This is a genomic window from Jiangella gansuensis DSM 44835, from assembly GCF_000515395.1.
GTDB classification, from domain to species: domain Bacteria; phylum Actinomycetota; class Actinomycetes; order Jiangellales; family Jiangellaceae; genus Jiangella; species Jiangella gansuensis.
Map to the genome: position 1 here is coordinate 3,663,953 of NZ_KI911782.1, position 23,088 is coordinate 3,687,040.

Here is a 23,088-nt window from a genome sequence, read left to right on the forward strand (position 1 = left end):
TACCACTCGGCGTGACCGGCCGAGGCGACCGATCGAGACGGAGAGTCCAATGAACTTCTGCAGCAACTGCGGGGCGCCGGCCACGGGCACGGCCTACTGCGGCAACTGCGGCACACCGATGACGGCGGACACGTCCGCGCCGGCCGGCGCGGGGGCGTCCGGGGCGGGCACGACGGGTGCGGCCGGCGCGGGGGCGTCCGCCACCGTGGGCCAGCCCGGCCAGCCGCAGGCCGGTGCTCGTCCTGGTGCGGTGGGCGCCCAGGCGGTCAGGCCGAACCCGTTCGCCGACATCCCGGTGCTCGACTATGTGCGTGACGTCGTCGCTCTGGTCCTGCTGCTGGTCTCGTTCGGCATGCCGTGGGACCTCGCCGACACCGCCACCGGCAAGGTCTACGTCATCCTGGTGACCCTGCTGTCCATCGTCTCGCTGTCGCTGCCGTACCTGAAGCGCGGCGGCGTGCTTCCGGTGGCGTGGGGGAGCGCCGAGCTACGGCTGGCCCGGCTGGCGGCCAACGCGCCCTACGTCGTGGTCGTCCTCATCACGCTGGTGCTCGGCTACGTCGGCGAGAACAACGGCGACGGCATCGGCGTCGGCATCGCGTTCGGCCTGGCCGGCGCGTTGCTGGCAGCCCAAGGGCGACAAGCCGAGCAGACGCCCGCCGACGGCGGCGACGGCGCGCTGTGGCGATGGATCTCACTGGGCATCGGCGGCCTGTTCGCCCTGCTCACGTTGATCAGCTTGATCGTGTTCCTCACCGACGGTGCCGAGAACCTCGACTGGGAGCAGATCACCTACGCCGTCGTGGCCATGCTGGCCATGTTCGCGCTGGCCGCCCTGCCGTTGTGGGGTGTGTTGCGCGGCGATGCCGCCTGGCGCGACGTGCTGATCACCCTTGGCGCGGTGGCCCTGTTCGTCAACGTGTGGCAACTGAACGCCGACGAGACCATGCCCGACGCCTGGAGCCTCAGCCACGCCGGCCCATGGCTCGTGCTCGTCCCGGCGCTGGCCGTCGCCGTTTCCGCGCCGGCCCTGAACGCCCGTTTCCAGGCTCGGGCCGGAGCCGCGCACTGGGTCGCGGTGGCGGCCCGGATGTTCCTGCTCACGATGCTGGCCGCGGCGGTCGGCGTGGTGCTGTACGTCCTCAGCCTCATCGCGGTGGAGACCGGCCGCGGCGTGGGCATCGTCGTCCTGGTGCTGCTGCTGATCTCGGCCCTGGCCGCCCTCGTCGGACGTAACGCACTGGTCCGCTCGCCCAACCAGGGCCGCGCGGTCGCCGTCGTCGCCGCCGGGGTGCTGATCCTGCTCGGCGTCGTCGTCGCGGCCGTCCTCGGCGGCTCGGACGATCAGATCGTCGCGGTGCCCGACGCGGTCATCCTCAGCCTCCTGTGGTGGTTCGGCGTCGCGGTGATCGTGGTGCTGACCGCGCCCGGATCGGTTCGCGGCGAGTTCGGGCCGGTGGGTGCCAGCCAGCTCAACCTGAGCAGCGTGCTCCCCGGCAACGGCAACGGCACGGCAACGTCGACGGCGGACGCCTCCACGACGACGGCCGCCGGTGCCACGGCCGGCGGGGCCGCTGGCACGGCCGCTGCTGGTGCGGCCGCCGCTGGGCGGGAGAAGCAGCGCGACGACGTCCCGGCCAGTCCGGCGGTCCCGTCCGAGAGCGAAACCGACAAGCCCGCGGGTACGGACTCCCGCGAGCCGGAGGTTCGTGCGGCCGACGTTCCCGTCACTGAGGAGCCGGTGGTGGAGGAGCCGAGCGAGGAGCGGCTTCGCGACGGTCTCGCCGGCGCGCCCGAGCAGAGCTCGGCGGAGTCCGCCGGTTCTCGTGCCGGCGCGGCGGAAGCGGATGCGTCCGGCGAGCGCGCGGCGGACGCGGGAACCGCCGAGGAGGAGGCCGCTGCCGAGCCCGACGCCGCCGAACCGGGTGGCCCGCGCGAGGCGTCCGGTCTCAATGTGCGGGAGACCGCCGGCCCGATCAGCGGCCTGGCTGTGTCCGAGCCGGCTGCCGCCGACAGCGCCGAGACCAGGGCCGATCGCCCCGCGGTGGACGATGTCGCGACGCGCGTCCAGCCCAGCGTCGACGCCACCCGGGTCGACCAGCCGGCTGTCTCCGAGTCCGGCTTCGACGCCCGTACCGCGCTCGACCCGAACACGCCGCTGCAGACGCTGGCGGACATCGCCGCCCAGGAGCCGGGGCTGCGCAAGTACATCGCCGCCAACCCGTCGACGTACCCGGAGCTGCTGGACTGGCTCGGTCAGCTCGGTGACCCGGAGGTCGACGAAGCATTGCGCCGACGCGGTCGCTGAGCACAGCATCGACGCCGAACGCCGGCCACCTCGCCGTTGATCATGGAGTAGATCATGATCCTTCACCTGTTGATCATGACCAACTCCATGATCAACAGGTGAAGGCGGAGGCGTCGTCCCCGGACCCGGAGGGGGTCAGGCCGCCGGTGTCGTGGCGGTCAGCAGCGCGGTGAGGGCTTCGGCCGCGGCGCGGCGTACGCCGGTGAGGTCCGCGCCGTCGACCAGGGCGGCGATGACGGCGCCGTCGACCACCGCCAACACCACCTGCGGCGGGACCTCGGTGTGCAGCCCGGAGCGGTCCAGCACCGTCTCGACATGCTGGCGGGCCGCGGCGTTGGTGCGCCGGGCGGCGTCGGCGAGCAGTGGCTCGCGTGCGGCGTGCACGTACCGCTCGTACCAGGCCACCAGCGCGTCGTAGTCGTCCGGCGTGAGGAGGGTGGCGACGATGCGCGCGACCGCGGGTCCGCTGCGCCGCCGGGCCGGCAGGGCGTCGACGGCGGACTGCATGCGTTCCGCGTCGGTGTCGGCGAGGGTGTCGACGGCGGCACGGCGCAGGTCGGTGAGATCGGCGAAGTAGTACGTCGTCGAGCCGAGCGCCACGCCGGCGCGGGTGGCCACCGCCCGGTGACTGACCGCCTCCAGCCCGTGGGCCAGCAGGATCTCGGTGGCGGCGCGGACGAGGTCGGCGCGTCGTTGTTCGCCTTTGGCGGTGGCCATCAGTGTGCCGACCCGCCGACGAGGTTGAGCAGGATCACCCCGCACACGATCAGCCCGATGGCCGCGATGCGCAAGAACGTCGCCGGGTCGTCCATGAACAGCATGCCGACGGCGGCGGTGCCGGCCGCGCCGATGCCCGTCCAGACCGCGTAGGCAGTGCCGACGGGCAGCTCCCGCAGGCCCAGGCCGAGCAGAGCCATGCTGATGACCACCGACACCGCGAAGCTCAGCGTCGGCCAGAGCCGGCTGAACCCGTTCGACTCCTTGAGCGAGACGGCGAACACGGTCTCGAACAGCCCGCCGACGATCACGTACAGCCATGCCATGGGGATCCTCCACCTCGAATTCTTGGACGAGCGTACCAGAAAAACTGTACGGTCGTCCAAATCGGCGACGGTTCCTGTCCGAGAGTGGGAGACTCGACCCGTGATCGGTGACAACGGCGACCAGAACTCCCGGCCCTTCCGCTCCGGCTTCGTGTGTTTCGTGGGCCGGCCCAACGCGGGCAAGTCCACCCTGACCAACGCCATGGTCGGCGAGAAGATCGCCATCACGTCCAACCGGCCGCAGACCACCCGGCACGCCATCCGCGGCATTGTCCACCGCGACCACGGCCAGCTGGTCCTCGTCGACACCCCTGGCCTGCACCGGCCACGCACCCTGCTCGGACAGCGGCTCAACGACGTCGTACGCTCCACCTGGGCCGAGGTCGACATCATCGGCGTGTGCATCCCGGCCAACGAGGACATCGGCCCCGGCGACCGTTTCATCGCCCGCGAGGTCGCCGCCATCGCTCGCACGCCGAAGGTCGCCGTCGTCACCAAGACCGACCTCATCGGCGCCGACCGGCTGGCGCAACGGCTGGCCGCCGTCGCGAAGCTGGGCGAGGAGACCGGTATCGAATGGGCCGAGGTCGTCCCCGTCTCGGCGACGACCAACGACCGCGTCGAGCTGCTCACCGGCCTCCTCCTCGACCAGCTGCCCGAAGGCCCGCCGCTGTACCCGGACGGCGAGCTGACCGACGAGCCGGAGGAGACCCTCGTCGCCGAGTTGGTGCGCGAGGCCGCGCTCGAAGGGGTCCGCGACGAACTACCGCACTCCATCGCCGTCGTCGTCGAGGAGATGATCCCGCGCGAGGACCGGCCCGACGACCGCCCGCTACTGGACGTCCACGTGAACCTCTATGTCGAGCGCGACAGCCAGAAGGCGATCGTCATCGGCCGCAAGGGCGCCCGGCTCCGCGAGGTCGGCACCCGCGCCCGCACCCAGATCGAACGGCTGCTCGGAACGCCGGTCTACCTCGATCTGCACGTCAAGGTCGCCAAGGACTGGCAGCGCGACCCCAAGCAACTCGGCCGCCTGGGCTTCTGACGGGCCGAACGGCGATACGAGGCGACTAGGTCGCTCTGTGTCGGTGCCGGGTGCCAATATGGTGCACATGGCGGTTTCCCTGCTTGATCGCGCGATCTACTCCTACTCGGATGTGGACCGTCTCGTCGGCTTGCCTGCAGGCACCGCGCGCCGTTGGCTGGAGGGGTACGAGCGTAGTAGGAAGTTCTACCAGCCGGTTCTTCGCCCGGAGCCGACCGGTGGCGACGTGGTCACCTGGGGCGAGATGGTGGAGGCACGGCTGCTGGCCGAGTTCCGCAGTCGTGATGTTCCCGTTCAGCGTCTCCGTCCCGCCATCGTCGAACTTCGCAAAGAATTCGGCCGTTATCCCTTGGCCCATGCGCGGCCGTTTCTCGACGTCGACGGCCGCGAGTTGGTTCGGGTCGTGCAAGAGCAGGTGAGCTTGGAGCGCCAGCTCCAGCTCGTGGTCGTTCGCAACGATCAGCTCGTGCTCGCCGAGTCGGCCGAGCGTTTCAGCTCTGCGGTCGAGTACGTCGACGATGTCGTCGGACGGCTCAAGCCCGACATGAGGACTCCCGACGTCGTGATGGACCCGAGCCGATCGTTTGGGCAGCCGGCCATTCGGAATGTTCGGACCGAGTCGCTGGCCGAAGACTTTCGTGCTGGCACCAGCCGGGAGGAACTGGTCGACCTCTACGATCTCAGTCCCGAGCAGGTCGATGAGGCTATTCGCTTCGAGCTGATTGCTGGTCGCGAGCGCGCAGCCTGATGGTGACAGGGCTCGCTCCGGTGTACTTCGCGGACGAGAACACCCTCGGGCTGGGCAAGCTCCTGCGGCGTAGCGGACGTGAAGACGTGCTTTATCCCGGGCATGAGGGCCTACCAGACGTGCGCTGGGGACCGCTGACCTGGACTGGATGCCAGTGGTCGGCGCGCAGGGGCTAATCGTGCTCGGCCGGGACAAGCGGATCCGCACGAGACCAGCTGAGCTGAAGGCCTACCACGAGTACGGCATCCGATCAGTGTGGATCGGTGCGAAGCAGGACCTCGGCCCTCGGGACCAGATGAAGCTCTTTCTGCAGCACGAGACACGTTTGCGGAGGGAGATCATCAAGCGCGGCGCGGGACCGTGGGCACTAGCCATGAGCCCGTCGGGACTCCGTCCGCTCAACCTTCGCAGCGTTGGATAACTGGACGGAGAGACCTGGACCCGCCCACGGTGCCGAGTCGGTGATCAAGCGGCAAGGAACGCTTCCACGGTGGTGCGGAAATCGGCCGGGCGGGTGGCGTGGGCCCGGTGGCCGGCGTCGATGGTCACCAGCGTGGCGGACGGGATCAGCGCGGCCATCCGGGCGATGCGGTCCTGCGGTACCTGACTCTGCGGGCCGCCGGCGATGACCAGGGTCGGCGTCGTGATGGACGGCAGTAGCGACGGCCACGAGGGGTCGGGGGTGCGCACCTGGGACCTGATCGCGGTCAGCGCGGCCCAGTCGTAGGGGAGGTCGCCGTCGGGGCGCGACCCGACGGCGACGTCCGGACGCGGCCACGGCGGTGGCGTCTCCTCCAGCACCAGCCGCCGGACCCGGTCCGGGTGGGTCGCGGCGCACAGGTAGCCGACGACTCCGCCCATGGAGTGGCCGACGACGTCGGCTCGTTCCAGGTCCAGGGCGTCCAGGACACCGAGGAGGTCGTCGCGCATCAGCTCGAACGAGTAGGCGGGCGTGCGGGCGCTGGCGCCGTGGCCTCGCGCATCGTAGGCGTGCACCAACCGGCCCGCGGCGGCCAGGGCCGGGCCGACGTCGTCCCAGGTGGAGGCGTCGCCGCCGGCGCCGTGGAGCAGCACCACCGGCGTGTCGCCGGGGCCGCCCCAGCGGCGGTGAGCGAGTTCGACGCCGTCGGCGATGCGCAGGTGCGTCACCCCGGGAACGGTACCGGCCGTGGGCGGTGTCGCGGCCGACGGTGCTACAGTCTCAGGCGTGCAGCGCTTCAGCCTCCTGCTTAGCTGCCGCGGTGGGGTCCGCTAGACCGGCTCCCTCATCGCGGTGAGTTCGCGCTGCCGGTCGCGCTTGCCCGACCACTCGCAGGAGCCTCTGGAATGAACCCCTCTGATACCACGCCGTCCTGGCCGCCGATGCAGCGCGGCTCCGGCCTGCCAGTCCACCGGTACCGGCCGTTCCACGAGCAGATCGCCGTCGATCTGCCCGACCGCACCTGGCCGACCCGGCGCGTCGAGACCGCGCCGCAGTGGTGCGCCGTCGACCTGCGTGACGGCAACCAGGCGCTCATCGACCCGATGAACGCCGAACGCAAAATGCGCATGTTCAAGCTCCTGGTGGCCATGGGCTACAAGGAGATCGAGGTCGGGTTCCCGGCCGCCAGCCAGACCGACTTCGACTTCGTCCGTGAGCTCATCGAGGGCGACCACATCCCCGACGGTGTCGTCATCCAGGTGCTCACGCAGTGCCGCGACCAGCTGATCGAGCGGACGTTCCAGTCACTCGTCGGCGCCAAGCAGGCCATCGTCCACCTGTACAACTCGACGTCCGTCCTGCAGCGGCGGGTCGTGTTCGGGCTGGACCGCGACGGCATCACCGACATCGCCACCAACGGCGCCCGCACGGCCCAGAAGTACGCCGAGGCGATCACCCCGGACACCGAGATCTACTGGGAGTACTCGCCGGAGTCCTACACCGGCACCGAGCTGGAGTACGCCGCGGAGATCTGCGGTGCCGTCGCCGACATACTCGAACCGTCGCCGGACCGCAAGGTGATCGTCAACCTGCCGGCCACGGTCGAGATGGCCTCGCCCAACGTGTATGCCGACTCCATCGAGTGGATGAACCGCAACCTGCCCCGGCGGGAGTCGATGATCCTCTCGCTGCACCCGCACAACGACCGCGGCACGGCGGTCGCCGCGGCCGAGCTGGGGTTGATGGCCGGCGCCGACCGCGTCGAGGGCTGCCTGTTCGGCAACGGCGAGCGCACCGGCAACGTCTGCCTGGTCACGCTGGGCATGAACCTGTTCACCCAGGGCATCGACCCGCAGATCGACTTCAGCGACATCGACGAGATCCGTCGCACCGTCGAGTACTGCAACCAGCTGCCGGTGCCGGAGCGACACCCGTGGGGCGGCGACCTCGTCTACACGGCCTTCTCCGGCAGCCACCAGGACGCCATCAAGAAGGGCTTCGAGGCACTGGAGCGTGACGCCAAGCAGGCCGGCGTCGCCATCGAGGACCACACCTGGGAGGTCCCGTACCTGCCGGTCGACCCCAAGGACGTCGGCCGCACCTACGAGGCGGTCATCCGGGTGAACTCGCAGTCCGGCAAGGGCGGCGTCGCCTACATCATGAAGTCCGAGCACCAGCTCGACCTGCCGCGCCGGCTGCAGATCGAGTTCTCCGGCGTCATCCAGGGGCTCACCGACGGCGACGGCGGCGAGATCGAGCCGGGACGCATGGGTGACGTCTTCCGCGCCGAGTACCTCGACCGCACGACGCCGCTGGCGCTGAACTCGGTGCACACGTCGTCGGCGGCGGGGGAGCGCGACGCGCTCGAGGTCGGCGTCTACGTCGACGGCGTACGGAAGGTGCTCACCGGCAGCGGCGACGGCCCGATCGACGCCTTCATCGACGCGCTGTCCGGCATCGGCTATGACGTTCGCGTTCTCGACTACGCCGAGCACGCCCTCAGCTCCGGCGCCGATGCCAAGGCGGCGGCCTACCTGGAGTGCACGGTCGGCGGCGAGGTCTACTGGGGCGTCGGCATCGACGCGAACATCGTCACCGCGTCGCTCGAGGCGATCGTGAGCGCGGTGAACCGCGCCGCCGCGGCGGCGGCGTCCGGGTCCGTCTGAGACCACCCGCCGTCGTCACCTGATCTCCGATGCGTCACCTGATCGTCTGCATCTGGGCGATCAGGTGACGACGGCGATCCGTCCGCCCAGGTGGCGTCGTCGCTCGTGCACCTGATCGTCTCCAGCATGCGGACGCGGAACGATCAGGTGCACAAGGGCGCCGTATCCGTCGAGTACGTCACCTGATCGTCCATGGTCCACATGCTGGAGACGATCAAGTGGCGAAACGGAGATCAGGTGACCTGCCGCCGCTCACCCCGTGACGCGTAGCTTGACAGAACCGGACAAGTCTTGACAGCGGTAGAGGTATAGACCATCGTCGTCGCTCTGCGGATACGATCTTGCGACGCCGAGGAGCGACCCCATGGCCCTGCGGACCCGGAACCTCGTCATCCCGTTCGCCGTCGGAGCGCTGATCGCGGGAGGGTCTGGCGTCTTCGGCGCCGATCCCGAACCGGTCACCGCCGAGCAGACCGCGCTCGCCCAGGACCTCGACGCCATCCTGGCCGATCCGCGTCTCGACGGCGGGCAGGCGTCGGTCGTCGTCCGGGATGCGGCCACCGGCGAGGCGCTCTACGAGCACGATCCGGGCCAGCGGCTCATGCCGGCGTCGAACGAGAAGTTGCTGACCTCGGCGGTCGCGATGGATGTGCTCGGTGCCGACTACACGTTCTCGACGACGGTGGCCACGGCGGGCCGGCAGACGGGTCCGGTGCTGCGCGGTGACCTGTATCTGCGCGGCACCGGCGATCCCACCCTGCTCGCGGACGACTATGCCGAACTGGCGGCTCAGATCGCCGACGACGGGGTCCGGGTCGTCTCCGGGCGCGTGGTCGCCGACGACACCTGGTTCGACGACGTCCGGCTGGGCAACGACTGGGCCTGGGACGACGAGCCGTACTACTACGCTGCGCCCATCTCGGCGCTGACGGTCGCGCCCGACACCGATTACGACGCCGGCACGGTGATCGTGAACGTCGATCCCGGTGCCGCCGAGGGCAGCCCGGCCGTGGTCACGCTGACCCCGCACACCGACGCCGTCACCATCGTCAACGAGGCCACCACCAGTGCGGCGGGCAGCGGCGACGACGTCAGCGTCGAGCGCGAGCACGGCAGCGACCGCATCGTCGTCAGCGGCTCTGTCGCGGCCGGCGGCAGCGGCAGCAGCGAGTGGGCGAGCGTCTGGGAGCCCACCGTCTACGCCGCCGACGTGTTCACGAAGGCGCTGGCCGCCAAGGGAGTCCGGGTCACCGGTGCGCCGGTGCGCGGCGTCACCCCCGACGACGCCCGCGTGCTGGCCGAGCACACGTCCATGCCGCTCAGCGAGCTGATGGTGTCCTTCATGAAGCTCAGCAACAACGGGCACGGCGAGGTGCTGATCAAGGCCATGGGCCGGAAGGTGGCCGGAGCGGGCACGTGGTCGGCCGGGCTCGGAGTGCTGCGCGACGAGCTGCCCGGCTTCGGCGTCGACACCGCCACCGTCGCCAACCGGGACGGCTCCGGGCTGTCCCGGCGCAATCTCGTGCCGGCCGCGGAGATCACCGACCTGCTGCTCGCCGTGCAGGACCGGCCCTGGTTCGACACCTGGTACGAGGCGCTGCCGATCGCCGGCGTCTCCGACCGCATGGTCGGCGGGACGCTGCGCTCGCGGATGAGGAACACGCCGGCCGCGGGCAACGTCCATGCCAAGACGGGCTCGCTGACCGGTGCGTCGGCGCTGTCGGGTTACGTGGACGACGCCGATGGCCGACGGCTGATCTTCTCGATCATGTTCAACGACTACCTGAGCGGCAAGCCGTCTGACCTGGAGGACCGGATCGCCGTGCGGCTGGCGCAGCACACGCAGGAAGCGGCGGCCACGGCCCGGACGGCGGAGATCGAGGTCCCGACCGCCGAACTGCCCGACGATGTGGAGTGCTCCTGGGTCAAGGCCTGCTGACCGGCGGGGTCGTGCCGGGAGTTTGACGATGTGACCATGGTCGGTGACCATGGTGGTATGACGATGGCTGCTGCCACACCAGCGAGTCCGGCCCCCGATGGGGACGAGATCGGTGCCGGCCGGTTCAAGGCCGTCTGCCTGCAGGTGCTCGACGAGGTCGCGACCACCCGCCGGCCGGTCACCATCACAAAACGGGGTCGGCCGGTCGCCCGGTTGGTGCCGGTCGATCCGCCGGCGCCGCTGTTCGGCGCGTTGGCCGGCACGGTCGGCGAGTACGGCGATCTGGTCGCACCTGTCGAGGACGACTGGGACGCCCTGCGGTGATCGCCGAGGGACGTACCCACGTCCTGCTCGACACCCATGTCCTGGTGTGGATGCTGGCCGGCGACGAACGGCTGTCCCGCGAGGCCCGGCAACTGATCGAGAACGCGTCCTACGAGGGCGGCGCCGACGTCTGCGCCATCAGCCTGTGGGAGGTGTCCATGCTGGCGGAGAAGGGCCGGCTGCCGCTGTTCCGAGACGTCGGAGCATGGGTGGAGTCGGTGGCAACGCACCCCGCGCTGAACATCGTCCCGCTGGCGCCCGAGATCGCGGTTGCGAGCACCCGGCTGCCCGGGGAGCTGCACCGAGACCCGGCCGACCGCATGATCGTCGCGACCGCGCGCACGGTGAACGCCACGCTGGTCACGGCGGATCGCGCCCTGCTCGAGTACGGGGCGCAGGGGCACGTCCGGGTGCTCGCCGCCAGCGGATCCCCTTGATCATCGGCCATTGACCCCGTCATGGCGGGGTGAACAGCCGATGATCATAGGGCGATGGTTTCCTCCACGTGACCGAGGCACTTCGAAGTGCCGTCTTCCGCGCGGCGCGCCGGCGTCCGAGGATAGTCACAGGCACGAAAAGTAACCATCCTGGAGGAAGCCCGGTGGGCACGACGTTTTCCGAGATCGAGCAGGACTTCGCCGACATCCTCGGCGACATCGTGTACGCGACCATGACCACCGTCGACGGCCGCGGCCGCCCGCGGTCCCGGGTGCTGATCGCGGTGTGGGAGGTGATCGACGGGGCGCCCCTGGGCTGGCTCGCGACGTTCCCGACGCCGGTGAAGACGGCGCACCTGGCCGTGAACCCGCACGCGTCGTTCTCGTACTGGAGCCCCAAGCAGAACGCCGTCGCCGTCGACACCGTCGCGACCTGGGTCGAGGGCCGGGCCGACAAACAGCACGTCTGGGACCTCTACCAGGCCGGCAGCCCACGCGGCGTGGGCTACCCGCCCGGCCGGTTCTGGCGTTCACCGGCCGATCCCGCCTTCGGGGTGCTGCGGTTGGAACCGTACCGAGTCCAGGTGCTGCGCGGCGTCGAACTCGCCGCTGGGCGGCCGTCGCGCATCTGGGCGCCCGCCATCGCCTCTTGATCATGGGGAGGGGTGGCGTGGCCGGACGGTGTTGATCTCGGCAGCGGATAAAGTGGGCCGCGTGGCGCTCTATCGTGACGAGGGGGTGGTCCTCCGCACCCAGAAGCTGGGTGAGGCCGACCGCATCGTCACGCTGCTGACCAGGGCCAACGGTCGCGTCCGGGTGGTCGCCAAAGGGGTACGCCGCACCACCAGCCGGTTCGGCGCTCGGCTCGAACCGTTCATGCATGTCGACGCCCAGTACGCCACGGGCCGCACCTTCGACATCGTCACTCAGGCCGAGACGATCGCACCGTACGGCATGAGCATCACCGACGACTATGGCCGCTACACCGCCGGAACCGCCATCCTGGAGACCGCTGAGCGGCTCACCGCCGAGGAGCGCGAACCGGCCGTCCAGCACTATCTGCTGCTGGTCGGGGCGTTGCGCACGCTCGCCGGCGCCGAGCACGACCCCGGCCTGGTGCTCGACGCCTACCTGTTGCGAGGGCTGTCGATCGCCGGGTTCGCGCCGAGTTTCTCCGACTGCGCCCGTTGTGACGCGGGCGGTCCGCACCGGCTCTTCTCCGTCCAGGCCGGCGGCATGGTCTGTCCGTCGTGCCGGCCGTCGGGAACGGTCGCTCCGGCACCGGACACGGTCGCACTGTTGGGGGCGCTGCTCACCGGTGACTGGGCGGTGGCCGACGCCAGCGAGCCGCGCACCCGGCGCGAAGCCAGTGGCATCACGGCGGCGTTTCTGCAGTGGCACCTGGAGCGGGGGCTGCGGTCGCTGGGCCTGGTGGAGCGGTGAGGCGGACGTACACGCCCCCGACGCCGCATCCGTCGGGAGCGGTGCCGCCCCCGGTGCCGCCGGATTTGGTGCCGGCGCATGTGGCGCTGGTCATGGACGGTAACGGCCGGTGGGCCAATGCGCGTGGGCTGCCGCGCACGAAGGGTCACGAGGCCGGCGAGGCGGTCCTGCTGGACGTCATCCACGGCGCCATCGAGATCGGCATCCGGCACTTGTCGGTGTACGCGTTCTCGACCGAGAACTGGCGGCGGTCGCCGGAGGAGGTCCGCTTCCTGATGGGCTTCAACCGTGCCGTGATCCGTCGTCGCCGTGACGAGTTGGATGCGCTCGGGGTGCGGATCCGCTGGGCGGGGCGCCGGCCGCGGCTGTGGAAGAGCGTCATCGGTGAGCTTCAGGATGCCGAGCAGCGCACTCGCGGCAATGACGTCATCACGTTGCAGTTCTGCGTCAACTACGGTGGCCGGGCCGAACTGGGCGACGCTGCCGCGGCATTGGCCGCCGATGTCGCGGCGGGGCGGCTGCGGCCGGACAAGGTCAATGAACGTACGCTCGGGCGCTATCTCTACAATCCCGATCTACCGGATGTCGATCTGTTCGTCCGGCCGTCGGGGGAGCAGCGTACGTCGAATTTCATGCTGTGGCAGTCCGCATATGCCGAAATGGTCTTCCTGGACACGTTGTGGCCCGACTTCGACCGCCGGCAGTTGTGGGAGGCGGTCGAGATCTACGCGCGGCGTGATCGCCGGTACGGGGGAGCGGACCCTGCAGCGCCCGCTGTGTGACTTGGAGTGGTGGCCTGCTGCGTCCGGGGATCCCCACCGCCGGTCAGACGGGTCCCATGTCGCGCTCTTCGCGCCAGCCGAGGTTGGTGGCCATGCGCATGAGGACGTCGACGGCGATGCGGTATTCGTCCTCGCTGATGCCGGCGGTGACGCGCTCGCGATCGGCGGCGACGGCGGCTTGGATGTCCATCAGGGCTTTGACGCCGGTGTCGGTCAGCGCGACGCGGTCCGTGCCGACGGGGGTGGCCCAGCCGCGATTGCAGAGGTCGTCGACGACGGGGCGGACGGTCGGCATGTGGGGTGCGAGGTAGAGCGCGGCTTCATCGTCGATGTGCGCGTAGGTGGCCGGCCCGGATTCGAGCAGATTCAGGATCTGCCAATGCCGTGGTGTGACGGCGGCGCTGCCCAGGACGGCGTCGAAGCCCTGGTCGATCAGCCGATCGACGAGCTTGAGCCAATACCCGATGGGGTGCCGCTCTTCGGGCGCCCTGGACGCGTTCATGAAACCCCTCTGAACCGACAAGTCGTGGTGACACGTACAGGCAAAATTACCGGTCTGTGCGCTTGGTGCACCGGATAACGACCCGCCCGTCACGATGTGATTCGCCATCATCGCATTTCGACAACACTGTCGGGCAGGCGTTCAGGCAATTCCGTTCATGATCACTCTTTGAATGACGATGACGACAGGGTGGCCGCTCGTGTGTGGGACGGCCGACGGTGCGCCGGCGCTGTGGGCGCCTCACCCAGCTGAGGCCAGTCGCGCGGCGCGGTCCTCGAGGTAGCGCTGCTCGGGCAGGCTGGTGGTGCGGCGGGCGGCGAGCTCGTACGCGGCTCGGGCGGCCTCGGCGTCGCCGGCCATCTCCAGCAGGTGGGCCCGGACCGCCTCCAGCCGGTGGTGTTCGGCCAGCCGGCTGTCGGACTCGAGCGTTACCAGCAGCTCGAGGCCCGCGTGCGGCCCGTGCACCATGGCGACGGCGACCGCGTGGTTCAGGGTGACCATCGGGTTCGGCGCGAGGCGCCCCAGCAGTTCGTACAGGGCGAGGATCTGCTCCCAGTCGGTGTCCTCGGCCCGCCCGGCTTCGTCGTGGACGGCGGCGATGGCGGCTTGCACCTGGTAGGGGCCTACCCGGGTGCGGCTGAGCGCGTCGGTGATGAGAGCGACGCCCTCGGTGATGGCCTCGGCGTTCCACAGCGCACGGTCCTGTTCGGCGAGGGGCACGAGGGTTCCGTCCGCGCGGGCACGGGCCGGCCGGCGGGCATCGGTGAGCAGCATCAGCGCCAGCAGGCCGGCGACTTCGCCGTCGTCGGGGAGCAGACGATGCACCTGGCGGGTCAGACGGACCGCTTCGGCGGTGAGCTCGACGCGATGCAGGTCGGCGCCGGACGTCGCGGTGTAACCCTCGTTGAAGATGAGGTAGAGCACGTGCAGCACGGCGCGCAGCCGTCCTTCGCGTTCGTCGGCCGGCGGCAGCTGGAACGCGACGCCGCTGGTCTTGATGCTCTGCTTGGCCCGGCTGATGCGTTGCGCCATGGTCGACTCGGGCACCATGAACGCCCGCGCGATCTGTGCCGTCGTGAGGCCGCCGACCGCTCGGAGCGTGAGCGCCACCTGCGACGGCGCCGACAACGCCGGATGGCAGCACATGAACAGCAGCGTGAGGGTGTCGTCCTGCGACGGCGGCGCCTCGTCGGCCGGCGGCGCGGCGAACAGCACGTCGGACGGCGTCAGCGCGGCGGCCGTCTCCTCGCGGCGGCGCCGAGCGGACTCGCTGCGCAACTGGTCGGTGAGCCGACGGGACGCGACGGTGATGAGCCAGGCCCGCGGGTTGTCCGGCACGCCTTGGTCCGGCCACTGCACCGAGGCGGCGAGGAGTGCGTCCTGGACGGCGTCCTCGGCGGCGTCGAAGTGGCCGTAACGGCGCACGAGCGCGCCGAGCACGTGCGGTGCCTGCTCGCGCAGCTGCTCCTCGATGCCGTTCACGGTGACCCATTGTGGGTCACGCCACCGACAACGTGCTCAGTGCTCGTCGTAGTGGCGCCCGTGCGCGGCATGCAGGTGGCCGTCGTGCAGGTAGTCGGTGTGGTTGCCGTGTTCGACGGTGGGGTGGCCGCAGTCCGGGTCGTGCCGGTGCGGATGTGTGCCGGCCGGTACATGAGCACCGGTGACGCGGGGGTCCTCGGCCGCCGCCGCGGGCGAGGCGTTGCGCCGTCGCCGCAGGGCCGTGCCGAGGGGCCAGGCCAGCACGAACCCGGCCAGCGAGGCCACCACGATGCTCGCGCCCGGTGCGACGTCGACGTAGTACGAGAAGATGACGCCGGCCACGGACGGCACCAGCCCGAGCACCAGCGCCAGCGAGAACGTGGTGCGGAAACTGCGGGTGAGCTGCTGCGACGTCGCCACCGGCACCACCATCAGCGCGCTGACAAGCAGCAGCCCGACCGTCCGCATCGCGACGCTGACGGTGACCGCGGCCATCACCGCGATCAGCATGCTGTACAGGCGCACCGGCAGGCCGGTGACCCGCGCGAACTCCTCGTCCTGGCAGATCGCGAACAGCTGCGGCGCCAGCCCGACGGCCAGTGCGATGACCACGACGGCCAGCACGGCGACCACCCACAGGTCGTCACCGGACACCGTCGTGATGGAGCCGAACAGGTACGTGTTCAGGGTGGCGGCCGTACTGCCGGCCAGCCCGGTGAGCAGCACGCCGCCGGCGATGCCGCCGTAGAACAACATGGCCAGGGCGACGTCGGCGGAGGCCTTGCCGCGGGCCCGGACGATGTCGATGGTGAGTGCGCCGGCGATGGCGACGACGACGGACGTCCATGCCGGCGCCCAGCCGGTCAGCAGGCCGACAGCGACGCCGGTCAGCGCGACGTGCCCGATGCCGTCGCCCACGAGCGCCAGCCGCCGCTGCACCAGGTAGGTGCCGACGGCGGGCGCGGCCAGGCCGGTCAGCACCGCGGCGATCAGCGCGCGCTGCATGAAGTCGTAATCGAGGAAGCTCATCCGAACAGCCGCCCAGCTTCGTCGTTGTCGCCGTAGTCGTGATGGTCGGGTGGCCCGGTGAGTGTCATGGCAGGCGCCGGCAGCGGGCCGTCGTGCACGACCCGGCCGCCGTCGAGGATGACGCCACGGTCGACCAGCGGGGCCAGCGGGCCCATCTCGTGCAGCACGAGCAGTACCGTGCGGCCCGAGGCGACGAAGGTCCGCAACGCGCGGGCGAACGCTTCCTGGCTGCGCTGGTCGACGCCGGCGTTCGGCTCGTCGAGGACCATCAGGTCCGGCTCGCTGGCCGCGGCGCGGGCGATGAGCACCCGCTGCTGTTGACCGCCGGAGAGCGTGTCGACGCTTCGGCCGGCCAGCTCGGACAGCCCGACCAGTTCGATGGCGTGGTCGATGGCGTCGCGGTCGGTTCGCCGGGACGGCTGGAACAGCCGTCGGTGCGCCAGCCGACCGGCGGCGACGACCTCACGCACGGTGGCCGGAACGCCGGCCGCGGCGGTGGTGCGCTGCGGCACGTAGCCGATGCGCCGCCAGTGGCGGAACGACCCGAGTGGCGACCCGAACAGCTCGATGTCGCCGGCCGCCGGTCGCACCAGGCCGACGATGGCGCGCACCAGGGTCGACTTGCCCGACCCGTTGGCACCCAGCAGCGTCACGACCTCGCCCTCGCTGACGCGGACGTCGACGCCGTGCAGCACCGGGCGCTCGTCGAGCTCCACGCGCAAGCCGCGGACGTCGACGACGGGTGATCTCATGACGACACCGTACTCAGGAACACCCGTTGGCCGTCCGCAGTGCCTCCAGGTTGGCGCGCATCAGGTCGAAGTAGTCCTGATCGGCCGTCTCGTCGGTCAGGCCCTCGATCGGGTCGAGCACCGCGGCCTCCACGCCGAGGTCGCCGGCGAGCGTCTCCGCCACGGCCGGGCTGACCAGCCGCTCGTAGAAGATGGTGCTGACACCCTCGGCCTTGACGACGTCGTGCACCTGGGCCAGCCGCTCCGGCGAGGGCTCGGCCTCCGGGTCGATGCCGGAGATGCCCACCTGCTCCAGGTTGTACTTGTCGGCCAGGTACCCGAACGCCTCGTGCGCGACGACGAACACCTGCCGCTCGCACTGGCCCAGGCCGGTGGCGAACTCCTCGTCCAGGTCGTGCAGGTCGGCGATGAGGTCGTCGGCGTTGGCGTGGTAAGCGTCGGCGTTGTCCGGGTCGAGGTCGGCCAGCCGGTCGGCGACGGTCTCGGCGATCGGCTCCAGGTTGGCGGGGTCGAGCCAGATGTGCGGGTCGCCGTCGAGGTCGCCGTGGTCGTGGCCTTCGTGGCCCTCCTCGGCATGGTCGTCGGCGTGGTCGTCGCCGTGCTCCTCGTCGCTGTGTTCGTCGTCGGAGTGCGCTTCGTCGGTGTGCTCGTCTTCGGCATGGTCGTCGCCGTGCTCGTGATCGCTCTCGTGCTCGTCGAGCAGGGTGACCAGCTCGGCGGTGTCCAGGCCACGGTCCTCGGCGTTCTGCTCGACGGCCTCGTCGACGGACGGCTGGAAGCCGCCCAGATAGACGACGAGGTCGGCGTCGGTCACCGCGCCGACCTGGCGCGCGGACAGCTCGAGGTCGTGTGGCTCGCCGCCGGGCTGGGTGAGATTGTCGACGGAGGCGTGGTCACCGGCGACGCGCTCGGCGACGAAGGCGAGCGGATAGAACGACGCGAGCACGCTCGGCCCGTCGTCACCGGCGGTGGCGTCGTCGTCGGAGCCACAGGCGGAAAGGGCCAGGCCGGTCATGGCGAGAGCGGTCAGCCCGGACGCTGCCGCACGACGAGTCTTCATGGGACACATTCTCATCAAGACTGACAACCATTGTCAAAACAGGCGACCCCGTGGTACGTCCGCCCAGCCCCTCGCCCACCCGCCGGCCAAGGTTGATCTTGGAGTTTTCGCGGGATCAATCGGGCAATCAGGGCCCCAATTGCCCCATTGCTCCAAGATCAACGGGGCGGGCTTTCGCGTCCGGGGCGGGGCGGTGCCGGCAGGACTACACTGACATGGTAATGAGAATCGACTGGCCGGGTTCGCCTCCGGCCGGACGGCCAGGCCCTCCACTAGGGTGGAACGGCCCGGTGATGAGTGCCATCGAACGAGCAGGGAGGCGGGCCACACACGTGTCGGCACGCGAACAACCGGTCAAGGAGCACCGCCGGACGCGGCAGCGCGCCGCGGTCGACGAGGTGCTCGACGAGACCGAGGACTTCATCAGCGCCCAGGAGTTGCACTCCGTGCTGCGGGACCGGGGCGCCGGCGTGGGGCTGGCCACGGTCTACCGAACTCTGCAGACGTTGGCCGACGACGGCAAGGTCGACGTCCTGCGCTCCGACGGCGGCGAGGCCGTCTATCGCCGCTGCGTGCGCGAGGAGCATCACCACCACCTGGTCTGCCGCTCGTGCGGGGCGACGGTGGAGATCGCCGGTCCGGCGGTGGAGCGCTGGGCCTCGTCGGTCGCTGAGAAGCACGGGTACGTCGACGTCTCGCACACGCTGGAGATCTTCGGTACCTGCCCGCGCTGCGCTGCTCGGTCCTGAGCGCACCCGGTCGTCGGGCTCCCATGATCAGGTGAGACAACGAACCTCGAACGTCACCAGGCGTTCTCCCGCTTCGCCATGCATGCCCGGTGAAGCGGGAGGACGCCTGGTGACGTCCCGCACGGTCTGGCGCCCTGAAATTTCCCCTCTTGTCCGCCTCAGGGGTGCCTGGTACCTTCAGTCAATCGTTTGACTAGGAGGTGCCGTGAGCGTTGCTGTCGACCTCGGGGGCCGCCGTGCCCTGGTCACCGGGGGTGCCGGTGGCCTCGGCCTGGCCTGTGCCCGGGCGCTCGTGGACGCCGGTGCCCGCGTCGCGGTCTGCGATCTGCCGGGTGACGGCGTGAAGGGCGCCGTCGGCGAACTCGGCGACGCGGCGTTCGGGATCGAGGCGGACCTCACCGAGACCGGCCGGCCGGCGGCAGTGGTCGAGGCGGCGGTCGCCGGGCTGGGTGGCCTCGACACCCTCGTCAACTGCGCCGGCATCATGGAGACCACGCCGATGGCCCAGGTCGGCGAGGCCGCCTGGCGGCGCATCGTCGACGTCAACCTCACCGCGACGTTCCTGGTCACCCAGGCCGCCGCGAACGCCATGGCCGGCCACGGTGGCGCCGTCGTCACCCTGGCTTCGGTGGCCGGGCGGTCCGGGCGTCCCAACGCGGTCCACTACGCGGCCAGCAAGGCGGCGCTGCTGTCCATGACCAAGTCGGCGGCGATGGCGTACGGGCCGGCGGTTCGCGTCAACGCCGTGTGCCCGGGCGTCTTCCGCACGCCGATGTGGGACGGCATCATCGCCGACCGCGGCCGCGAGTTCGGCCCCGGCGCCGGCGAGGCCTACCTGCGGGAGGTCACGTCCGCGGCGCCGCTGCGCCGGGAGGGCCGCCCCGGCGAACTCGCCGCCGTCGTGCTGTTCCTCGTCAGCGACCTCGCGTCCTACGTGACCGGCCAAGCGGTCAACGTCGACGGCGGATTGGAGATGCATTGATGGCCGGTGGTGCGATTCCGGGGCCGTTCCGGCTGCTCACCGCGTTGTACGCGGACGAGCCGATGACACGCGTGTTCAGCGAGGAGGCCACCGTCGACGGGTGGTTGCGCGCCGAGCTGGCGCTGTGCCAGGCGCAGGCGAGCGTCGGCGTCGTCGACGACGAGGACGTCCAGGCGCTGAAGCGGCGCATCGCGGAGCGGCCGGTCGACCTGCCGACACTGTGGGCGGAGTCGCGCAACGTCGGCTACCCGGTATTGCCCCTGGTGCGGCAGCTGGCCGATCCGGTCGACGGGTCCAGGCCGCCGCGGGTGCACTGGGGCGCGACCACGCAGGACATCATGGACACCGGGCTGGTGCTGCAGCTTGCCGCGGCCGGGCGGCGGCTCGAGGAGCTGCTGCGCGAACTCGGCGACGCCCTGGCCGTGTTGACCGAGCGGCACCGGGGAACCGTGATGGCCGCCCGGACCCACGCCCAGCAGGCGGTGCCGACCACATTCGGAGCCAAGATCGCCGCGTACCTCGGCCAGGTGACGCGGAACCTGGCCCGCCAGCGGGCGGCGACGACAGCGGTCAGTGTCGTCTCGCTCTACGGCGCCGGCGGCACGTCGGCGGCGCTGGGAACGGCGGCGGGTGCCGTCCGGCGGGCGATGGCCGGCGAGCTCGGGCTGGCCGCGGACGACGTCCCGTGGCACGTGGCGCGCGACCGACTCGTCGAGTTCGGTGCGGCCTGCGCGGCCGCCGCCGGGACGGCCGGCCGGTTCGGGCGTGAGGTCGCGGACCTGTCCCGGACCGAGATCGCCGAGGTGCGCGAGATCGACGGCCACCATCGGGGCGCGTCGTCGACCATGCCGCAGAAGCGCAACCCGATCTCGTCGGAGGCGATGCTCGGGTTCAGCGTGCACGCGGCCACCCTGCTGCCCGGGCTGTACCGGGCGCTCGAGGCCGGTCACGAACGAGCCACCGGCGAATGGCAGGCCGAGTGGATGATCCTGCCGGACCTGGCCTGCAGCACGGCCGCAGCGGTGGCGCTGGCCGCCGGCACGGCGCACGGCCTGCAGGTCGACCCCGCAGCCATGGCGGCGAACATGGGCGCCGAGGGCGGGTCGGTGCTGTCCGAGGCGTACATGATGCGCTTGGCGCCGCACCTGGGACGAGAGAAGGCGCACGACACCGTCTATGCGGCCGCGGGGCGGGCTCGCGCCGAAGACACGACGCTCGACGACGTCCTGCGGCGCACCGCCGAGGTCGTCGCACTGCTGCCCGACGGCATCACCCCCGGCGAGTACGTCGGCGAGGCCGAATCGATCTGCGACCGCGCCCTGGAGGCGTGGTCGGTCCAGCGAGAGGCGAAGGGACGATGACGGAAACGGAGACCGGCACCGAGGTGCTGCTGCGCGATCTATGCGACATGTGGCGCGTCAGGTTGCTCGAGGAGAAGATCCGCGACCTCCGCCTGAACGGCGACGTCGTCGGCTCGGTGCACCTGTGCATCGGGCAGGAGGCAGGCCCGGTGGGAGCCTGCTCGGCGCTGGAGCCGGCCGACGCGCTGTTCGCGACGTACCGCGGGCACGGGTGGGCGCTGGCCCGCGGCGTGCCGGCCGTGGGCATCCTGGCGGAGTTGCTGGGCCGGGCGACCGGCGTCAACGGCGGGCGTGGCGGGTCGGCGTACTTCAGCGCGCCCGAGTACGGCTTCCACGGTGAGAACTCCATCGTCGGGGGTGGGGCTCCGTTGGCGGTGGGCGCGGCACTGGCCGGCCGGTTCGACGGCACCGGGCGGGTGGCCCTGTGCGTCTTCGGCGACGGCGCGATGAACCAGGGCTCGGTGCACGAGTCGATGAACTTCGCCGCCGCGTTCGACCTGCCGGTCGTCTTCGTCTGCGAGAACAACGAGTACTCCGAGCTGACGCCGATCCGCGACATGGTCCGCGCCGACGTGCTCGCCGACCGGGCCCGGGCCTACGGGATCCTGGGCGAGCGGATCGACGGCAACGATCCCGCCGTGGTCCGTGACCGGGTCGGCGATGCCGTCCAGAGCGCTCGCGAGGGCGGCGGCCCGGTCCTGCTGGAGCTCATGACGGCGCGTTTGGTGGGCCACTACATCGGCGACGCCGAGCAGTACCGGCAACCCGGTGAGCTGGAACGGCTGGCCGAGAACGAGCCCATCGCCCGGCTGGAGCGGACGCTGCGCTCGGCGGGGACACCCGAACCCGAGATCGAGGCGGCGCGCGACGATGCCGCCCGCGAGATCGAGACGGCGACGCAGGAGGCGTCGGCCGCCCCGTTGGCCGACGCCGAGGCCGTGAGGAGGCACGTGCATGCCTGAGATCCGCAAGCTCTCGTACGGCGAGGCGGCCAACGCGGCCCTGCGCCGCGCCCTGGAGGAACGGCCCGAGGTCCTGGTGTACGGCGAGGACGTCGGCGTGCCGGGCGGCGTGTTCGGGGTGACCAAGGGCCTGCGCAAGCAGTTCGGCGACCGCGTGTTCGACACTCCCATCAGCGAGTCGGCCATCATCGGCTCCGCCGTCGGTGCCGCCATGTTCGGTCGGCGGCCGGTGGTCGAGATCATGTGGACCGACTTCTTCCTGGTCGCGTTGGACCAAGTGGTGAACCAGGCGGCGAACGTCCGCTACGTGTCGGAAGGTCGGCTCACCGCACCGATCACCATCCGCACCCAGCAGGGTGTCGCCCCGGGGTCGTGCGCCCAGCACTCGCAGAGCCTCGAGGCGTTCTTCCTGCACACGCCCGGCATCCGGGTGTGCATGCCGGTGACCGCCCAGGATTCCTACGACCTGCTGCTGTCGTCGATCGCGTGTGACGACCCCGTCGTCGTGATCGAGAACCGCACGCTCTATCACGGCGGCAAGCAGGAGGTGAGCGTCGGTGGGCCGGTGGCCGCGATCGGCGGCCTGCGCACCCGCCGCTCCGGCACCGCGGCCACTGCGGTGACCTGGGGCGCGATGTCCCGGCAGGTGGTTGACGCCGCCGACGTCCTCGCCGCGGAGGGCCAGGAGGTCGAGGTGCTCGAGACGCCCTGGCTGGACCCGTTCCCGTGGGACGAGGTGTTGACGTCCGTCGCGAAGACGCGCCGGCTCGTCGTGGCTCACGAGGCCAACCGCACCGGCGGCTTCGGCGCGGAGGTGCTCGCGCGGGTGGCGGAGGCGGGCATCGAGCTGGCGGCGCCACCGGTGCGGGTGGCCGTGCCGGACCTGCGGCTGCCCTCGGCGCCAGGACTGGCGGCCGCGGTGGTTCCGGCGGCCGACGATGTCACCGGAGCGCTGCGGCAGGTGGTGGCGGCCCGCTGAGTACGGCGGACCGCCGTACTCAATCGATTGACCAGCCGTCCGCCCGGAACGGCGCCGGACGGCACCCAGGACCG

24 protein-coding genes are annotated in these 23,088 nt (G+C 70.8%); 16 read left to right on the top strand and 8 right to left on the bottom strand.

Going from position 1 to position 23,088, the window contains the following annotated elements; all coding sequences use genetic code 11:
* The first annotated feature begins 49 nt into the window (after positions 1 to 49).
* Positions 50 to 2,308, top strand: a complete 2,259-nt coding sequence (locus tag JIAGA_RS33235) for a zinc ribbon domain-containing protein (RefSeq protein WP_026876643.1) — start codon at positions 50 to 52, stop codon at positions 2,306 to 2,308.
* A gap of 135 nt (positions 2,309 to 2,443) precedes the next feature.
* Here JIAGA_RS33235 and JIAGA_RS0117350 read toward each other — a convergent pair whose 3' ends face one another.
* Complete coding sequence (locus JIAGA_RS0117350) at positions 2,444 to 3,025, bottom strand: TetR/AcrR family transcriptional regulator (RefSeq protein WP_035812655.1); 582 nt, start codon at positions 3,023 to 3,025, stop codon at positions 2,444 to 2,446.
* Positions 3,025 to 3,351: a DMT family transporter gene (locus tag JIAGA_RS0117355; RefSeq protein ID WP_026876645.1), complete on the bottom strand. Its 327-nt coding sequence runs from the start codon at positions 3,349 to 3,351 to the stop codon at positions 3,025 to 3,027. The genes JIAGA_RS0117350 and JIAGA_RS0117355 overlap by 1 nt, the downstream gene beginning before the upstream one ends.
* A 103-nt stretch (positions 3,352 to 3,454) precedes the next feature.
* Between JIAGA_RS0117355 and era the strand changes: the two genes are divergently transcribed.
* The 3 genes from era to JIAGA_RS36360 all read left to right on the top strand — a co-directional run bounded on the left by era (position 3,455) and on the right by JIAGA_RS36360 (position 5,565).
* Complete coding sequence (gene era, locus JIAGA_RS0117360) at positions 3,455 to 4,396, top strand: GTPase Era (RefSeq protein WP_026876646.1); 942 nt, start codon at positions 3,455 to 3,457, stop codon at positions 4,394 to 4,396.
* A gap of 67 nt (positions 4,397 to 4,463) precedes the next feature.
* On the top strand, positions 4,464 to 5,144 hold the full coding sequence (locus tag JIAGA_RS0117365) for a DUF433 domain-containing protein (RefSeq protein WP_169738883.1): 681 nt from the start codon (positions 4,464 to 4,466) through the stop codon (positions 5,142 to 5,144).
* A 124-nt stretch (positions 5,145 to 5,268) separates the two neighbouring features.
* The gene (locus tag JIAGA_RS36360) at positions 5,269 to 5,565 is read left to right on the top strand and encodes a PIN-like domain-containing protein (protein WP_425402788.1); all 297 of its coding nucleotides are present in this window, start codon (positions 5,269 to 5,271) and stop codon (positions 5,563 to 5,565) included.
* A 44-nt stretch (positions 5,566 to 5,609) separates the two neighbouring features.
* Here the strand turns inward: JIAGA_RS36360 and JIAGA_RS0117375 are convergent, their stop codons facing one another.
* Entirely contained in the window at positions 5,610 to 6,293 is a 684-nt protein-coding gene (locus tag JIAGA_RS0117375) for an alpha/beta fold hydrolase (RefSeq protein ID WP_084469755.1), read from the bottom strand.
* A 177-nt stretch (positions 6,294 to 6,470) separates the two neighbouring features.
* Between JIAGA_RS0117375 and leuA the strand changes: the two genes are divergently transcribed.
* The 7 genes from leuA (at position 6,471) to JIAGA_RS0117415 (ending at position 13,156) form a co-directional block, all read left to right on the top strand.
* Positions 6,471 to 8,231, top strand: a complete 1,761-nt coding sequence (leuA, locus tag JIAGA_RS0117380; protein ID WP_026876650.1) for a 2-isopropylmalate synthase — start codon at positions 6,471 to 6,473, stop codon at positions 8,229 to 8,231.
* Between the two features lie 364 nt (positions 8,232 to 8,595).
* Positions 8,596 to 10,170, top strand: a complete 1,575-nt coding sequence (gene dacB, locus JIAGA_RS0117390; RefSeq protein WP_051426212.1) for a D-alanyl-D-alanine carboxypeptidase/D-alanyl-D-alanine endopeptidase — start codon at positions 8,596 to 8,598, stop codon at positions 10,168 to 10,170.
* Positions 10,171 to 10,227: 57 nt separating this feature from the next.
* Positions 10,228 to 10,494, top strand: coding sequence for a type II toxin-antitoxin system Phd/YefM family antitoxin (locus tag JIAGA_RS0117395; protein ID WP_211239710.1), 267 nt, complete (start codon positions 10,228 to 10,230; stop codon positions 10,492 to 10,494).
* A complete protein-coding gene (locus JIAGA_RS0117400) occupies positions 10,491 to 10,931 on the top strand; it encodes a type II toxin-antitoxin system VapC family toxin (RefSeq protein WP_026876653.1) in 441 nt (146 codons plus the stop codon). Before JIAGA_RS0117395 ends, JIAGA_RS0117400 begins: the two co-directional genes overlap by 4 nt.
* Before the next feature lie 164 nt (positions 10,932 to 11,095).
* Positions 11,096 to 11,584, top strand: a complete 489-nt coding sequence (locus JIAGA_RS0117405) for a pyridoxamine 5'-phosphate oxidase family protein (protein ID WP_026876654.1) — start codon at positions 11,096 to 11,098, stop codon at positions 11,582 to 11,584.
* 61 nt (positions 11,585 to 11,645) lie between these two features.
* Entirely contained in the window at positions 11,646 to 12,374 is a 729-nt protein-coding gene (recO, locus tag JIAGA_RS0117410) for a DNA repair protein RecO (protein WP_026876655.1), read from the top strand.
* The gene (locus JIAGA_RS0117415; RefSeq protein WP_026876656.1) at positions 12,371 to 13,156 is read left to right on the top strand and encodes an isoprenyl transferase; all 786 of its coding nucleotides are present in this window, start codon (positions 12,371 to 12,373) and stop codon (positions 13,154 to 13,156) included. Before recO ends, JIAGA_RS0117415 begins: the two co-directional genes overlap by 4 nt.
* Positions 13,157 to 13,199: 43 nt before the next feature.
* Here the strand turns inward: JIAGA_RS0117415 and JIAGA_RS0117420 are convergent, their stop codons facing one another.
* From JIAGA_RS0117420 to JIAGA_RS0117440, 5 genes are all read right to left on the bottom strand, one after another.
* Positions 13,200 to 13,658 carry a MarR family winged helix-turn-helix transcriptional regulator gene (locus JIAGA_RS0117420; RefSeq protein WP_026876657.1) on the bottom strand — a complete coding sequence of 153 codons (459 nt, stop codon included), beginning with the start codon at positions 13,656 to 13,658 and terminating at the stop codon, positions 13,200 to 13,202.
* A 240-nt stretch (positions 13,659 to 13,898) separates the two neighbouring features.
* Entirely contained in the window at positions 13,899 to 15,140 is a 1,242-nt protein-coding gene (locus tag JIAGA_RS0117425) for an RNA polymerase sigma factor (protein WP_026876658.1), read from the bottom strand.
* Between the two features lie 36 nt (positions 15,141 to 15,176).
* Positions 15,177 to 16,169 (bottom strand): metal ABC transporter permease, encoded by a 993-nt coding sequence (locus JIAGA_RS0117430; RefSeq protein WP_026876659.1) that lies wholly within the window; start codon positions 16,167 to 16,169, stop codon positions 15,177 to 15,179.
* Positions 16,166 to 16,921, bottom strand: a complete 756-nt coding sequence (locus tag JIAGA_RS0117435) for a metal ABC transporter ATP-binding protein (RefSeq protein WP_026876660.1) — start codon at positions 16,919 to 16,921, stop codon at positions 16,166 to 16,168. Before JIAGA_RS0117435 ends, JIAGA_RS0117430 begins: the two co-directional genes overlap by 4 nt.
* A gap of 13 nt (positions 16,922 to 16,934) precedes the next feature.
* The gene (locus tag JIAGA_RS0117440) at positions 16,935 to 17,981 is read right to left on the bottom strand and encodes a metal ABC transporter substrate-binding protein (protein WP_026876661.1); all 1,047 of its coding nucleotides are present in this window, start codon (positions 17,979 to 17,981) and stop codon (positions 16,935 to 16,937) included.
* Positions 17,982 to 18,313: 332 nt separating this feature from the next.
* Here JIAGA_RS0117440 and JIAGA_RS0117445 point away from each other — a divergent pair, with 332 nt between their 5' ends.
* The 5 genes from JIAGA_RS0117445 (at position 18,314) to JIAGA_RS34650 (ending at position 23,014) form a co-directional block, all read left to right on the top strand.
* Positions 18,314 to 18,730, top strand: coding sequence for a Fur family transcriptional regulator (locus JIAGA_RS0117445; RefSeq protein WP_026876662.1), 417 nt, complete (start codon positions 18,314 to 18,316; stop codon positions 18,728 to 18,730).
* A gap of 205 nt (positions 18,731 to 18,935) precedes the next feature.
* Entirely contained in the window at positions 18,936 to 19,712 is a 777-nt protein-coding gene (locus JIAGA_RS0117450) for an SDR family NAD(P)-dependent oxidoreductase (protein ID WP_026876663.1), read from the top strand.
* Complete coding sequence (locus JIAGA_RS0117455) at positions 19,712 to 21,073, top strand: lyase family protein (protein ID WP_051426214.1); 1,362 nt, start codon at positions 19,712 to 19,714, stop codon at positions 21,071 to 21,073. Before JIAGA_RS0117450 ends, JIAGA_RS0117455 begins: the two co-directional genes overlap by 1 nt.
* Positions 21,070 to 22,035: a thiamine pyrophosphate-dependent dehydrogenase E1 component subunit alpha gene (locus JIAGA_RS34645; RefSeq protein WP_026876665.1), complete on the top strand. Its 966-nt coding sequence runs from the start codon at positions 21,070 to 21,072 to the stop codon at positions 22,033 to 22,035. Before JIAGA_RS0117455 ends, JIAGA_RS34645 begins: the two co-directional genes overlap by 4 nt.
* Entirely contained in the window at positions 22,028 to 23,014 is a 987-nt protein-coding gene (locus tag JIAGA_RS34650) for an alpha-ketoacid dehydrogenase subunit beta (protein WP_026876666.1), read from the top strand. Before JIAGA_RS34645 ends, JIAGA_RS34650 begins: the two co-directional genes overlap by 8 nt.
* Positions 23,015 to 23,088: the final 74 nt, after the last annotated feature.

Bases quoted from the DNA above. Each gene is read 5' to 3' on its own strand.
- JIAGA_RS33235 (WP_026876643.1), top strand. From the start codon at position 50: ATGAACTTCTGCAGCAACTGCGGGGCGCCGGCCACGGGCACGGCCTAC.
- JIAGA_RS0117350 (WP_035812655.1), bottom strand. From the start codon at position 3,025: ATGGCCACCGCCAAAGGCGAACAACGACGCGCCGACCTCGTCCGCGCC.
- JIAGA_RS0117355 (WP_026876645.1), bottom strand. From the start codon at position 3,351: ATGGCATGGCTGTACGTGATCGTCGGCGGGCTGTTCGAGACCGTGTTC.
- JIAGA_RS0117365 (WP_169738883.1), top strand. From the start codon at position 4,464: ATGGCGGTTTCCCTGCTTGATCGCGCGATCTACTCCTACTCGGATGTG.
- leuA (WP_026876650.1), top strand. From the start codon at position 6,471: ATGAACCCCTCTGATACCACGCCGTCCTGGCCGCCGATGCAGCGCGGC.
- dacB (WP_051426212.1), top strand. From the start codon at position 8,596: ATGGCCCTGCGGACCCGGAACCTCGTCATCCCGTTCGCCGTCGGAGCG.
- JIAGA_RS0117395 (WP_211239710.1), top strand. From the start codon at position 10,228: ATGACGATGGCTGCTGCCACACCAGCGAGTCCGGCCCCCGATGGGGAC.
- JIAGA_RS0117420 (WP_026876657.1), bottom strand. From the start codon at position 13,658: ATGAACGCGTCCAGGGCGCCCGAAGAGCGGCACCCCATCGGGTATTGG.
- JIAGA_RS0117430 (WP_026876659.1), bottom strand. From the start codon at position 16,169: ATGAGCTTCCTCGATTACGACTTCATGCAGCGCGCGCTGATCGCCGCG.
- JIAGA_RS0117435 (WP_026876660.1), bottom strand. From the start codon at position 16,921: ATGAGATCACCCGTCGTCGACGTCCGCGGCTTGCGCGTGGAGCTCGAC.
- JIAGA_RS0117440 (WP_026876661.1), bottom strand. From the start codon at position 17,981: ATGAAGACTCGTCGTGCGGCAGCGTCCGGGCTGACCGCTCTCGCCATG.
- JIAGA_RS0117455 (WP_051426214.1), top strand. From the start codon at position 19,712: ATGGCCGGTGGTGCGATTCCGGGGCCGTTCCGGCTGCTCACCGCGTTG.
- JIAGA_RS34645 (WP_026876665.1), top strand. From the start codon at position 21,070: ATGACGGAAACGGAGACCGGCACCGAGGTGCTGCTGCGCGATCTATGC.
- JIAGA_RS34650 (WP_026876666.1), top strand. From the start codon at position 22,028: ATGCCTGAGATCCGCAAGCTCTCGTACGGCGAGGCGGCCAACGCGGCC.